Annotated in this window: 12 protein-coding genes; 2 read left to right on the forward strand and 10 right to left on the reverse strand. The window is 64.5% G+C overall.

Features of this window, described 5'->3' with window-relative positions; all coding sequences use genetic code 11:
- Window positions 1-22 precede the first annotated feature (22 nt).
- On the forward strand, window positions 23-769 hold the full coding sequence (locus U5A57_RS29930) for a DUF969 domain-containing protein (protein ID WP_321915300.1): 747 nt from the start codon (window positions 23-25) through the stop codon (window positions 767-769).
- Window positions 766-1,719, forward strand: a complete 954-nt coding sequence (locus tag U5A57_RS29935) for a DUF979 domain-containing protein (RefSeq protein ID WP_321915301.1) — start codon at window positions 766-768, stop codon at window positions 1,717-1,719. Before U5A57_RS29930 ends, U5A57_RS29935 begins: the two co-directional genes overlap by 4 nt.
- A gap of 66 nt (window positions 1,720-1,785) precedes the next feature.
- Here the strand turns inward: U5A57_RS29935 and U5A57_RS29940 are convergent, their stop codons facing one another.
- The 10 genes from U5A57_RS29940 to ahcY all read right to left on the reverse strand — a co-directional run bounded on the left by U5A57_RS29940 (window position 1,786) and on the right by ahcY (window position 12,952).
- Entirely contained in the window at window positions 1,786-2,583 is a 798-nt protein-coding gene (locus U5A57_RS29940; RefSeq protein WP_321915302.1) for a glycosyltransferase family 2 protein, read from the reverse strand.
- Between the two features lie 129 nt (window positions 2,584-2,712).
- Window positions 2,713-3,831 carry a TraB/GumN family protein gene (locus U5A57_RS29945; protein WP_321915303.1) on the reverse strand — a complete coding sequence of 373 codons (1,119 nt, stop codon included), beginning with the start codon at window positions 3,829-3,831 and terminating at the stop codon, window positions 2,713-2,715.
- Window positions 3,832-4,027: 196 nt separating this feature from the next.
- Window positions 4,028-5,053: a peptide ABC transporter ATP-binding protein gene (locus U5A57_RS29950; protein ID WP_321915304.1), complete on the reverse strand. Its 1,026-nt coding sequence runs from the start codon at window positions 5,051-5,053 to the stop codon at window positions 4,028-4,030.
- Window positions 5,050-6,048, reverse strand: a complete 999-nt coding sequence (locus tag U5A57_RS29955) for an ABC transporter ATP-binding protein (RefSeq protein ID WP_321915305.1) — start codon at window positions 6,046-6,048, stop codon at window positions 5,050-5,052. Before U5A57_RS29955 ends, U5A57_RS29950 begins: the two co-directional genes overlap by 4 nt.
- A gap of 1 nt (window position 6,049) precedes the next feature.
- Entirely contained in the window at window positions 6,050-6,967 is a 918-nt protein-coding gene (locus U5A57_RS29960) for an ABC transporter permease subunit (protein WP_321915306.1), read from the reverse strand.
- 54 nt (window positions 6,968-7,021) lie between these two features.
- Window positions 7,022-8,035: an ABC transporter permease subunit gene (locus U5A57_RS29965; RefSeq protein WP_321915307.1), complete on the reverse strand. Its 1,014-nt coding sequence runs from the start codon at window positions 8,033-8,035 to the stop codon at window positions 7,022-7,024.
- Window positions 8,036-8,162: 127 nt separating this feature from the next.
- Window positions 8,163-9,797 (reverse strand): ABC transporter substrate-binding protein, encoded by a 1,635-nt coding sequence (locus U5A57_RS29970; RefSeq protein WP_321915308.1) that lies wholly within the window; start codon window positions 9,795-9,797, stop codon window positions 8,163-8,165.
- 337 nt (window positions 9,798-10,134) lie between these two features.
- A complete protein-coding gene (gene metF, locus U5A57_RS29975; RefSeq protein WP_321915309.1) occupies window positions 10,135-10,965 on the reverse strand; it encodes a methylenetetrahydrofolate reductase [NAD(P)H] in 831 nt (276 codons plus the stop codon).
- Window positions 10,966-11,017: 52 nt separating this feature from the next.
- Window positions 11,018-11,371, reverse strand: a complete 354-nt coding sequence (locus U5A57_RS29980) for a phage holin family protein (RefSeq protein ID WP_028203399.1) — start codon at window positions 11,369-11,371, stop codon at window positions 11,018-11,020.
- A gap of 162 nt (window positions 11,372-11,533) precedes the next feature.
- On the reverse strand, window positions 11,534-12,952 hold the full coding sequence (gene ahcY, locus U5A57_RS29985) for an adenosylhomocysteinase (protein ID WP_321915310.1): 1,419 nt from the start codon (window positions 12,950-12,952) through the stop codon (window positions 11,534-11,536).
- Window positions 12,953-12,963 lie beyond the last annotated feature (11 nt).

A 12,963-nucleotide genomic window follows, 5' to 3' on the forward strand; every position in this document is an offset into this window, starting at 1 on the left:
GCCAATACGTTTGGAGATCCACATGCAGAGCACCGTCAACTTATGGCCGCTGATCGGGGTGGCCGTCATCATCGCCGGCTTCTTGTTACGGTTCAATCCGATGCTGATCGTCGCCGCGGCGGCCGTCGTCACCGGTTTCGCCGGGGGCTTTCCTCCCGGTAAGATTCTCGCCGCCATCGGCACCGGCTTCATCAAGACCCGCAACATCCCGCTCATCATCCTGCTGCCGCTCGCCGTGATCGGTCTGCTGGAGCGCCACGGCCTGCGCGAGCGCGCGCAGATCTGGATCGGCAGCATCAAGGCGGCGACTGCCGGGCGGCTGCTCATCGTCTACCTGCTCGTGCGCGAACTCACCGCCGCTGTCGGCCTGACGGGTCTGGGCGGTCATCCGCAAATGGTGCGGCCGCTCATCGCGCCGATGGCCGAAGGCGCCACGGAAAACCGCTTCGGCAAGCTCTCCGACGCCGTGCGCTACAAGCTGCGCGCGTACTCGGCCGCGACCGACAACGTGGGCCTCTTCTTCGGCGAGGACATCTTTGTCGCGTTCGGGGCGATCGTGCTGATGGTCACGCTGCTCAAGGAAGCGGGCGTTTCGGTCGAGCCGATCCACGTGGCGCTCTGGGGCATTCCCACGGCGATCTGCGCGTTTCTGATTCACGGCACGCGGCTCTGGCTGCTCGACCGCAAGCTCGAGCGCGAGCTGGGCGGCGCGAAGCCGGCCGGTGCAACGGCGCCGGCAGCCGACCAGCGCCAGGGAGACCAAGCATGACGCTCACCCTCAACTGGCTCTTCTGGCTGCTCGGCATCGTGCTGCTCATCGTGGGCGGCATGATCGTGATGGACCGCGAGCATCCGCGCCGCTTCACGGCAGGCGGCTTCTGGCTGCTCTACGCGCTCATTTTTCTCGTCGGCGACATGCTGCCCGTCGAAATCGTGGGCGTGCTCGTGATCGCCATGGCGCTGATCGCGGGTCTCGGCGGCGTGACCGCCGCCAAACCCAAGGTGCTCGCGCTCGAAACCCGTCTCGCCAGCGCCAAACGGCTGGGCAACAAGCTCTTCGTGCCCGCGCTCACCATCCCCGTGATCACCGTCGTGCTCACGCTCGCGGCCAGCCATCTCGTATTCGGCGGCAAGCCGCTCATCGACCCGAAGAACGTCACGTTGATCGGTTTCGGCATCGGCTGCGTGATCGCGCTCGCGATTGCCTGCATCATCACGCGTGACAGCGTTGGCCAGTCGATGAAGGAAACGCGCCGCCTCGTCGACGCGCTCTCGTGGGCCGCCGTCCTGCCGCAGATGCTCGGCATGCTCGGTCTCGTGTTCTCGGACGCGGGCGTGGGCAAGGCCGTCGCGCACGTGACGACGTCGTACATCAACATGGACGTGCGCTTCGTCGCGGTCGTGGTCTATTGCGTGGGCATGGCGCTCTTCACGATCATCATGGGCAACGGCTTCGCCGCGTTTCCGGTGATGACGGGCGGCGTGGGCGTGCCGGTGCTGGTGGGCATGTTCCACGTCAACCCTGCGATGATGGCCGCCATCGGCATGTTCTCGGGCTACTGCGGCACGCTCATGACGCCGATGGCCGCGAACTTCAACATGGTGCCCGCGGCGCTGCTGGAACTGCCCGACAAGAACGCGGTGATACGCGTGCAGGTGCCCACGGCGCTTGGCATTCTCGCGGCCAATATCGTGCTGCTGAATGTATTCGGGTTTTGACGGAACGAAGGCGCCTGGGGGCGAAAAGCCGGCGAAAGCCGGCTTTTTTGCGCCAGCGTTTAGCGCTCAGGCCGCGCGCAGCGAAGCGGCGTCGAGCGCTTCGCAAAAGTGCGGAAAATGCCGCGCGACGAGCACCTCGGGCAGCACATACTGCGGAAAGCATTTCGCCGTGTTGTGAGCATGGAGCACGTGCAGGCACAGGCCCGCGTCGTCGGCGACAAGCGCAATGCGCGCGCCGCGCGAACGCGCGGCCGTGATGAAGCGTCCGTCTTCGTTGAACGAACGCGGCTCGAACGGCTGTGCCGCCCACAACTGCTTCGTATAGACGTAGCTGAAGCCGTAGCCCAGATGGTTGTCGGCGAAGGCCGGGTTGTCCCGCGGGAAATTGAGCACCGTCATGGGCTGAGCGCTCCAGCAAAAATGCAGGCCGCTCTTGCGCATCAGGTCCCAGTACGCAAACTGGCCATACACGCGGCTGTAGAGGAAGAACGCACCGAGCTTCACGAACTGCACGTCGTGCAAGTGCATGTGCCCGAGCATCGTGCTCAGGTAGTCGGGCGCGTAGACCTCGTCGTCGTCGAAATGCGCGATGACCTCGCCGCGCGCTAGCTCGGCCGCGAGATTGCGCTTCTCGCCAACCGTCAAACGCGTGCGCAGGTGGCGATACACCACGCGCTCGTCGTTCAGGCTCGCCATGAAGGCGCTGGGCGTGTCACTGTCGTCGATCACGATCCATTCGAGCCCGGGCGCGCGCTGCGACGCGAACGAGCGGTACGCGAGCGGCAAAAACGCTTCACGGTTCCAGGTGGGCGTGACGACGCTCACGCAGGGCGCGTTCGCCTGAGCGGCGGACGAAGAGAACATGGCAGCGACCTCAGCAGCACAAAACCCGCATGCTAGGCGCGCGCTCTGGCGGCCGATATCGAACGTTGACTAAATGCGCTCACTTTTGATCGAACGCAAAGACGCGACGAGCGGCGCCGAGGCCGGCGCTCAACCCGGGTCGACGTTGAACCCACGCTGGCGCAGCAACTGGAGCACGCCTTTCGGGCCGCCCAGGTGCAAGGCGCCGACGGCCACGAAGAGAGGCTTGTTGGGCGCCACATACTGCTGCATGCGCGAAACGAAGCGCCGGTTGCGCTCGTAGACGATGCGGTTATCGACCGACGCCGCCACCCGCGCGTCGTGCGAGAGTTTTTCGGTACGCGCCGCCTCCCAGGCGGCGATCGCATCGGCGTCGCCCACGCGCCACAGGTGCAGGAGCGTTTGCACGTCGGACACGTTTTGCGCCGGCGTTTGCGCGAGATCCTGAGCGAGCATCTCGCGCTGCTGCGCAAGGCTCAGGTTCGTGAAGGCGCGCATCTGCTCGGCAAGCGTCTCCAGCCCGACGATGCGGCGGCCCTTCCAGCGCAGGAACACGTTCTGCAGTTGCGCCTCGGTGCCGTATTCGGTCTGCAGGCCGGCGCTCAGCGAATCGTAGGTTTCCACGAGCAGCGAGGCGAGCCACGGCCGCATCTTGCGGATTTCGGCAAGCGCCTCGGGATTGCCGCGCATGCGCGCCTCGAGCTTCTGCCAGAGCGGATCGGGCAAGAGGCCTGGCAAGCAGGGCCGTTTGCACACCCCGTATTTCGAGACATCGTCCTGGGAAACGAGCAGATCGTCGGGGGAAAGCTCGAGCGCGAGAATGGGCGACGCGGCGAGCGCCGCGAGAATCGGCGGGCGAAACGGCTGGCCAGGCGGATAGTCGGCGGGGTCGCCCACATGGAGCGTGCCGAGCAGATAGATCGTGAGATTGCCGCGCGTGGCGACGTAGAACGGCATGCGCGCTGGCTGCGTGCGCACCGGGCCGCCAGCCGTCGTGCCGGAGGCGTAGCTCGGCACGGCGGGCGCGGCATGAAAGCCGGGAATGCCGCCGCTCGAGCCGCGCGCTGAACCTGGCGGCACGGGGACGGCCGGCCGCACACCGGGCGTATTGGCGACGGCGCCACCGGCGAATGCCGTGTCCGGCGCACCCGCGAGCACGCCGAGCGCGAGCGAGAGCGAGACCACCGCGCGTAGCGCCCTGCTCGACGCGGTCTTGAGCGCCGCGCACAGCGCTACCGCCAATGCCACACCGAATGCCAAACCCGAAGCCACACCGAATGTCACGCCACCAGCCGTAGACAGCCCGGCAACCACGGCAAAAGCGGCGGCCGGAACGATTGAAAAAGCGGCGGAGAAAACGGTGGGAAAATCAGTGAAAAGGGCGGCGCGACGGCCGCCCATCAACTGGCGGCGCGCAACGATAAAACGACGCGCCGCCGTCGCTTCAGGCCGGCATAGGCCGCCCATCCTCTTCCCCCACCTCCTCTGCACGATGGCAGGATACCTGACGGCCGTCCACTTCGCGAAGTACAGGAACTTCCTTACGACACCTGTCGATCGCGTATGGACAACGTTGGTGGAACGTGCAACCAGAGGGCGGGTTCAGCGGCGAAGGCAATTCGCCCTCGAGCTTGATCTTCACGCGGCGGTCCGCTTCGAAAATCGCGGGTGTGGCCGAGAGCAGCGAGCGCGTGTACGGATGGCGCGGCCGCGAGATCACCGTGTCCTTGTCGCCCAGTTCCGCCACGCCGCCCAGATACATCACCATCACGTCGTCGGCAATGTGCTCGACCACGGCCAGGTTGTGCGAAATGAACACGTAGCTCGTGCGGAACTGTTCCTGCAAGTCCATGAACAGATTGAGAATCTGCGCCTGGATCGAGACGTCGAGCGCGGAAACCGGCTCGTCGGCCACGACGATCTGCGGATCGAGAATCATCGCGCGCGCGATCGCCACGCGCTGGCGCTGGCCGCCCGAGAACATATGCGGATAGCGCTTGGCGTGCTCGGGCCGCAGGCCGACGATGCGCATCATGTGCGCAATGCGGTCCGCGCGCTCAGTCGCCGTGAGCCGCGTGTTGATGGCGAGCGGCTCGCCGAGCGTCTGCTCCACGGTCTTGCGCGGGTTGAGCGAGGCGAACGGGTTCTGGAACACCATTTGCACGCGCCGGCGCAGCGCGGCGATCTTCGCTGCGTTTGCGTGCGCAACGTCTTCGCCGTCGATCGTGAGCTTGCCCGAGGTGGGAGGCTCGATCATCGTGAGCTGGCGCGCGAGCGTCGATTTGCCGCACCCCGACTCCCCCACCACGGCGAGTGTGCGTCCGCGCGTGAGCGAGAACGACACGCCGTTGAGCGCCTTCACCGTACCGGTGCCGAACATGCCGCGCTTGACGCTGTAGTGCTTCTTGAGATCTTCCGCGACGAGAACCTTGTCATCCTCATGAGCCGCGTGTTGCTGGACTGCGTTCATCGCGCGCCTCCGTTGGATTGGGTCACCGCCGCGTTCAGCGGCCTGATACAGCGCACTTGCGCGTAGCCGCTCTCATCGGTCACCGCGTTGAGCGCGGGCCGTGCCTTCATGCAGTCGTCCACCACGTATTTGCAGCGCGGCGCGAACAGACACCCGCTTGGCCGGTCGTCGCGGCCGGGCACCATGCCGGGCAGCGCGGCAAGCCGCATCGCCCCCTTGTTGTGCTCGGGAATCGCCGCGAGCAGCGCTTCCGTGTACGGATGATGCGGACGCGAAAAGATGTCCGGCACACGGTTCGTTTCGATGATCTCGCCCGCGTACATCACGGCCACGCGCTGCGCGACTTCCGAAACCACGGCCAGATCGTGCGAGATCAGCACGAGCGCCATGCCGCGCTCCTTCTGCAGGCGCACGAGCAGCTCCATGATCTGCGCCTGGATCGTCACGTCGAGCGCCGTGGTGGGCTCGTCGGCGATCAGCAGCTTCGGGTTGCAGGCCACGGCCATCGCGATCATCACGCGCTGGTTCATGCCGCCCGACATCTGGTGCGGGAAGTTGTCGATGCGGTTCTTCGCGTCGGGAATGCCCACCTGGTCGAGCAGTTCGAGCGCGCGCGCATGCAGCGCCGAGCCGCGCAGGCCTTCGTGCAGCTTGAGCACTTCCTTGATCTGATAGCCGACGGTGTAGCTCGGGTTCAGGCTCGTGAGCGCGTCCTGGAACACCATGGCGATGTCCTTGCCCACGATGCGGCGTCGCTCCTTGCCCGTTGCGTTGAGAAGATCGCGGCCATTGAACGTGATCGAGTCGGCCGTGACCTTGCCCGGCGCGTCGATCAGGCCCATGAGCGCCATCATCGTCACGCTCTTGCCCGAGCCCGATTCGCCGACGATGCCGAGCACTTCGCCCGGCGCCACGGAAAGATTCACGCGGTCCACGGCGGGCAGGCCGTTGAAGTTCACGGCCAGGTTGCGGATGGTGAGAAGTTCGTTGTTCATGTCAGGCCATCCGCTTTAGCTTGGGATCGAGTGCGTCGCGCAGCCCGTCGCCGAGCAGGTTGATCGCGAGCACCGAGATCAGGATGGAAAGGCCAGGCATCGTGACGATCCACCATGCGCTGTCGATATAGTCGCGCGCCGAGGCGAGCATCGCGCCCCACTCCGCCCGCGGCGGCTGCACGCCGAGGCCGAGGAAGCCGAGCGCGGCGGCGTCGAGAATCGCCGAGCTAAAGCCGAGCGTCGCCTGCACGATGAGCGGTGCCGTACAGTTGGGCAGCACCTGCGAGAACATCAGGCGCATCGTGCCGGCACCGGCCACGCGCGAAGCGGTCACGTACTCCTTGTGCAGTTCGCCCAATGCCGAACCGCGCGTGAGACGCACGTAACCGGGCAGCGCCACGATCGCGATGGCGAGCATGGTGTTCGTGAGCCCCGGGCCGATGATCGCGACCACCGCGACCGCGAGCAGCAGCGAGGGCAGCGCCAGCAGCACGTCCATGAGACGCATGATCGGCGTATCGGCCCACTTCTCGAAGAACGCGGCCACGAGACCGAGCACGATGCCCGGAATCAGCGCGAGCACGACCGAGACGCAGCCGATCCACAGCGAGAGCCGCGCGCCGTACATGAGACGCGAGAGGATGTCGCGGCCCGCTTCGTCGGTGCCGAGAATGAACTTCCAGTTGCCGCCGTCGAGCCAGGCGGGCGGAATCTTCACGAAATCGCGATATTGCTCGATGGGGCTGTGCGGCGCGATGAGCGGCGCGAAGATCGCGACGAAGATCAGCAGCAGCACGATCACGCCGGCGCCCACCGCGCCCTTGTTGCGCGAGAAGTTCGCCCAGAATTCGCGCAGCACGAGCGCGCGGCCCGAAGGCGGCGTGACGGCGCGAGGCACGGTGTTCTGAATGTCAGCCATCATGCCTCCTGGTGTTCAATGGTGTGTTGTGGGGTTCGCATTTTCATGGCTCGCTTACCTCGTATGTCGAATGCGTGGGTTGAGCACGCCGTACAGCAGATCGACGAACAGGTTCACGACGATCACAAGCGTCGCGATCATGAGAATGCCGCCTTGCACCACCGGGTAGTCGCGCCGGCTGATCGCGTCGATCAGCCATTTGCCGATGCCCGGCCAGGAGAACAACGTTTCGGTAAGCACCGCGCCCGCGAGCAGCGTGCCGACCTGCAGGCCGATCACGGTCACCACGGGGATGAGCGCGTTGCGCAGCGCATGCACGACGATCACGCGCACGGGCGAAAGACCCTTGGCGCGCGCGGTGCGGATGTAATCCTCGCGCAGCACTTCGAGCATCGACGAGCGCGTCATGCGCGCGACCACGGCGAGCGGAATCGTGCCGAGCACGATGGCCGGCAGGATCAGGTGGCTCACGACCGACTTGAACGCGCCTTCGTCGGTGCCGGGCAGGAGCGAGTCGATCAGCATGAAGCCGGTCACGTGCGGAATGTCGAATTCCACGGCGATGCGGCCCGACACAGGCGTCCAGCCGAGCTTCGACGAGAACACCATGATGAGGATGAGCCCCCACCAGAAAATCGGCATGGAGTAGCCGGTGAGCGCGGTGCCCATGACGCCGTGATCGACGACGGTGCCGCGCCGCAGTGCCGCGAACACGCCAGCGGGCAAGCCGACTGCGAGCGCGAAAATGAGCGCGCAGATCGACAGCTCGACGGTGGCGGGAAAGCGCGCGAGAAACTCGCCCATCACGCTCGTATTGGTGATGATCGAGGTCCCGAGGTTGCCGTGGATGGCGTGCCAGACGTAGTGGAAATACTGCATCGGCAGGGGCTCGTCGAGCCCCAGGCGGTGCATCGCCTCGGCGTGCATTTGCGGATCGACGCCGCGCTCGCCCATCATCACTTCGATGGGGTCGCCCGGAATCAGGTGGATGAGTGCGAACGCCAGAATGGTGATACCGATGAACGTGGGTATGACCATGCCGATGCGGCGCAATACGAAGCGGAACATGTGGTGTTCCCCCAAAAGCTTGAAATGAAACGCAACCGGCGACAGGGGCTCGTGACCCCGGTCGCCGGACCATATTTCGCCCGCTTTCCGATCAGGTGAAAGCTGGGCGAAAACTACCCGATAAACATTACTGCATGCCCACGCCGTCGAAGCGCGCGTAGCCGAGCGGTTCGATGCGCATGTCGATCACCTTCTTGCTGACCGGCTGATAGACGGTCGAGTGAGCGATCGGCGAGAACGGCAGTTGCTGCGCGAAAATGTGCTGCGCGTCCTGGTAGAACTTGGTGCGCTGCGCAACATCCGACGTCTGGCGGCCCTTCTGGACCAGTTCGTCGAACGGCTTGTAGCACCACTTGCCGAAGTTGTTGCCGTTCACGGCCTCGCAGCCGAGCAGCGTGCCGAGCCAGTTGTCGGGGTCGCCGTTGTCGCCCGTCCAGCCGATCAGCATCGAGTCGTCCTCGCCCGCGTGCGCGCGCTTGATGTACTCGCCCCACTCATACGTGACGATCTTCGCCTTCACGCCGATCTTGGCCCAGTCGGCCTGGATCATTTCGGCCATCAGACGCGCGTTCGGGTTGTAGGCGCGCTGCACGGGCATGGCCCACAGCGTGATCTCGAAACCGTTCGACTGGCCAGCCTTGGCGAGCAGCGCCTTGGCCTTTTCCGGGTCGTACGCGTTGGCCGGCAGGTTCTTGACGTAGGACCATTGGGTCGGCGGCATCGGGTTGGTTGCGAGCTGGCCCGCGCCCTGGTACACCGAGTCGATGATCGCCTTCTTGTTGATCGCCATGTCGAGCGCGTGGCGCACGTCCGCGTTGTCGAGCGGCTTGTGCGTGACGTTGTACGACAGGTAGCCCAGGTTGAAGCCCGGCTGCGACGGCATCGCGATGTTCGCCTCGGCCTTCAGCGGCGCGATGTCGGCGGGACGCGGATAGCTCATCACCTGGCATTCGTCGCGCTTGATCTTCTGCACGCGCACGCTCGCGTCCGGCGTGATCGAGAAGATCAGCTTGGAGAGCTTCACGGCGCCCGGCTTCCAGTAGTCAGGATTGCCGTCGAAACGGATCGTCGCGTCCTTCGTGTAGCTCTTGAAGATGAACGGACCCGTGCCGACCGGATTCTGGTTCAGGTCGGCAGCCTTGCCGGCCTTCATCAGCTGATCCGTGTATTCCGCCGAAAGGATCGAGGCGAATTCCATCGCCATGTTCTGGATGAACGGCGCGTTCGGCTCGTTCAGCGTGAACTTGACCGTGTACGGGTCGACCTTCTCGACCTTCGCGATCAGCTTGTCGAGGCCCATGTCCGTGAAGTACGGGAACGAGACCGGGTACGCCTTGCGGAACGCGTTGTTCGGGTTGAGCATCCGGTCGAACGTGAACACGACGTCGTCGGCGTTGAATTCGCGCGAGGGCTTGAAGAACGACGTGGTCTGGAACTTCACGCCGTGACGCAGATGGAACGTGTAGGTCTTGCCGTCCGGGGAAACGTCCCACGATTCTGCGAGGCCCGGTTCGACCTTCGTGCCGCCGCGTTCGAATTCGACGAGACGGTTGTAGACGGTGAACGTGTTCGCGGTGAAGTCGGTGCCGGTCGTGTATTGCGCCGGATCGAAGCCAGCGGGGCTGCCTTCCGAGCAGTAGACGAGCGTCTTGTTCGGAATGCTTTGCGCGGCGTGCGCGAGCGGGGCTCCAGCAATCGATGCCGCTGCGAGCGCCACGAGAGACGTCAATCGGGCAGCACGCAACAGTTTGTTTTCTTTCATGTTTCCTCCAGTTCAGTGCCGGCTTGCGCCAGCGTAGCGCGATCTTACTTGAGCAGGTGCCGCAGTCACAAGCAAGCCAAAAGTCCCGTCGCCTGTGGAAAACGCCGGGTTGACAGGATCGCTTGTTGCCGCATGGTGCGGTGCAGCGTACCTTTGCCCCTCTTTTATTGCGCCGGATAACGATAATCGCGCGCCGCTTTGACGCGCGCTCGAGGGCGGCCATGCGTTCCTGACGCACGTCAACCGCACCGTCCTACCCTCAAAAAAAAAACCGCGCGGCCCGGGAGTCCGGGAACCGCGCGGTTTGTTGAAGCCTGGCTCGTCGCCAGTGAGCGCCTTAGAACCCCAGCCGCTCGCAGATCGTTTTCGTGGCCTGCGCCGCGTTGAGCGTATAGAAGTGGATACCCGGCACGCCCGCCTCCATGAGGCGGCGACACAGGTCCGTCACCACGTCGAGCCCGAACGCGCGAATCGACTCGCGATCGTCGCCGAAGCTTTCCAGACGCTTCGCGACCCAGCGCGGCACTTCGGCGCCGCACATCTCCGAAAAGCGCATGAGCTGCGAGTAGTTCGTGATCGGCATGATGCCGGGCACGATGGGAATATCCACGCCCAGCTTCTTCGCGTCCTCGACAAAGCGGAAATACGCGTCCGCGTTGAAGAAGTACTGCGTGATCGCCGAATTGGCGCCCGCCTTCACCTTTTGCGCGAACGCTTCGAGGTCGTGGCGCGGCGAGCGCGCCTGCGGGTGGTATTCGGGATACGCGGCCACTTCGATGTGGAACGCGTCGCCGGTTTCCTCGCGGATGAAGGCAACGAGCTCCGACGCGTAGCGCAACTCGCCCACCGCCCCCATGCCCGAGGGCAGGTCGCCGCGCAGCGCGACGATGTGGCGGATGCCGTGCGAGCGGTACTCGCCGAGAATCGCGCGCAGGCTTTCTTTCGAGGAGCCGATGCACGAGAGGTGCGGCGCCGCTTCAATGCCTTCCTTCGCGATATCGACGACGGTGTCGAGCGTGCCCTGTTGCGTCGAGCCGCCCGCGCCGAACGTCACCGAGACGAACTTCGGCTTGAGCGTGGCGAGCTGGGCGCGCGTGGCGCGCAGCTTTTCCACGCCGTCCGGCGTCTTCGGCGGGAAGAATTCGAATGAGAGTTCGATCGGTTTCATGTTGATGAGGCCAGTGAGGCCAGGCCGCGTACGTGAGCGGCCCGGGCCCGCATCAGCCGAGGCTGCGGTTGCCGAAAATCAGCGCCGAAAGCAGCCACGAGACGATGCTGTACAGGATCGAGCCGAAAAATGCCGACCAGAAGCCCGACACCTCGAAGCCCTTGAGGAGCGACGCCGCCAGCCAGAAGCACAGCGCATTCACCACGAGGATGAACAGGCCGAGCGTGAGGATGGTCACGGGCAGCGTGAGCACGATCAGCAGCGGGCGCAGCACGGCGTTGATGAGGCCGAGCACGATCGCGACGATGAGCGCGGTGCCGAAACTGCGAATATGGATCGACGGAACGAGCCAGGTGATGATCAGGAGCGCGAGCGCGTTGATCAGCCAGGTCAGCAGCACGGTCATAAGGACTCCTTTTGCGTCGTTGCTTTTGTATCGCCAGGTGCCGGCGGCGGATGCCGCCCGCGGTCCTCGCGCGCAGCACGCGCGGGGATTGGGGTCAGCATCCGCTTGACCGCTTAAAGCGGGCTTAAAACCCCAGCCCACTTTGTATCGCGTTGTATCGCCTTAGTAGCGATAGTGGTTCGGCTTGAACGGACCGTTCTTCTCAACGCCGATGTACGAAGCCTGCTCGTCGGACAGCACGGAGAGGTTCGCGCCGATGCGCGCGAGGTGCAGGCGCGCGACCTTTTCGTCCAGGTGCTTCGGCAGCACGTACACCTTGTTCTCGTACTTGCTGCCTTCGACGAACAGTTCGATCTGCGCGAGCGTCTGGTTCGTGAACGAGTTCGACATCACGAACGACGGGTGGCCCGTGGCGCAGCCGAGGTTCACGAGGCGGCCTTCGGCCAGCAGGATCACGCGCTTGCCGTCAGGGAAAATGATGTGGTCGACTTGCGGCTTGATGTTTTCCCACGTGTACTGGCGCGTCGAGGCGACGTCGATTTCCGAGTCGAAGTGGCCGATGTTGCAGACGATCGCGTTGTGGCGCATCGCCTTCATGTGGTCGTGGTTGATCACATGGTAGTTGCCGGTTGCCGTCACGAAGATGTCGGCCTTGTCGGCGGCGTATTCCATCGTCACGACGCGGTAGCCTTCCATCGCGGCTTGCAGCGCGCAGATCGGATCGATTTCCGTAACCCACACGGTCGCGCCGAGACCACGCAGCGATTGCGCGCAGCCCTTGCCCACGTCGCCGTAACCGGCCACAACGGCGATCTTGCCCGCGATCATCACGTCGGTCGCGCGCTTGATGCCGTCCACGAGCGACTCGCGGCAGCCGTACAGGTTGTCGAACTTCGACTTCGTGACCGAGTCGTTGACGTTGATGGCCGGGAACGGCAGACGGCCTTCCTTCTCCATCTGGTACAGGCGGTGCACGCCCGTCGTGGTTTCTTCGGTCACGCCCTTGATGTGCGCGAGGCGCTTCGAGTACCACGTCGGGTCGACGTCGAGGTGCGCGGCGATCGACTTGTACAGCGCGACTTCTTCTTCGTTCGTCGGCTTGGCGATGACCGAGCGGTCCTTTTCAGCCTTCGAGCCGAGGATCAACAAGAGCGTTGCGTCGCCGCCGTCGTCGAGAATCATGTTGGCGAATTCGCCGTTCGGCCATTCGAAAATGCGGTGCGAGAATTCCCAGTATTCGTCGAGCGATTCGCCCTTGAACGCGAACACCGGCGTGCCGCCTGCAGCGATGGCGGCGGCAGCGTGGTCCTGCGTCGAGAAGATGTTGCACGAGGCCCAGCGCACGTCGGCGCCGAGCGCCGTGAGCGTTTCGATCAGCACGCCCGTCTGGATGGTCATGTGCAGCGAACCGGCGATACGCGCGCCCTTGAGCGGCTGCTGCGCCTTGTATTCTTCGCGGGTTTGCACGAGGCCCGGCATTTCGGTCTCGGCGATGTTGAGTTCCTTGCGGCCCCATGCGGCGAGCGACATGTCGGCGACGATGAAATCTTTGGCTTGATCTTGCGGAACTGCGGCGTTCATCACGCCCTCCT

Origin of the sequence: Paraburkholderia sp. J11-2, from assembly GCF_905220185.1 — a bacterium.
In the GTDB taxonomy this organism is placed as follows: domain Bacteria; phylum Pseudomonadota; class Gammaproteobacteria; order Burkholderiales; family Burkholderiaceae; genus Paraburkholderia.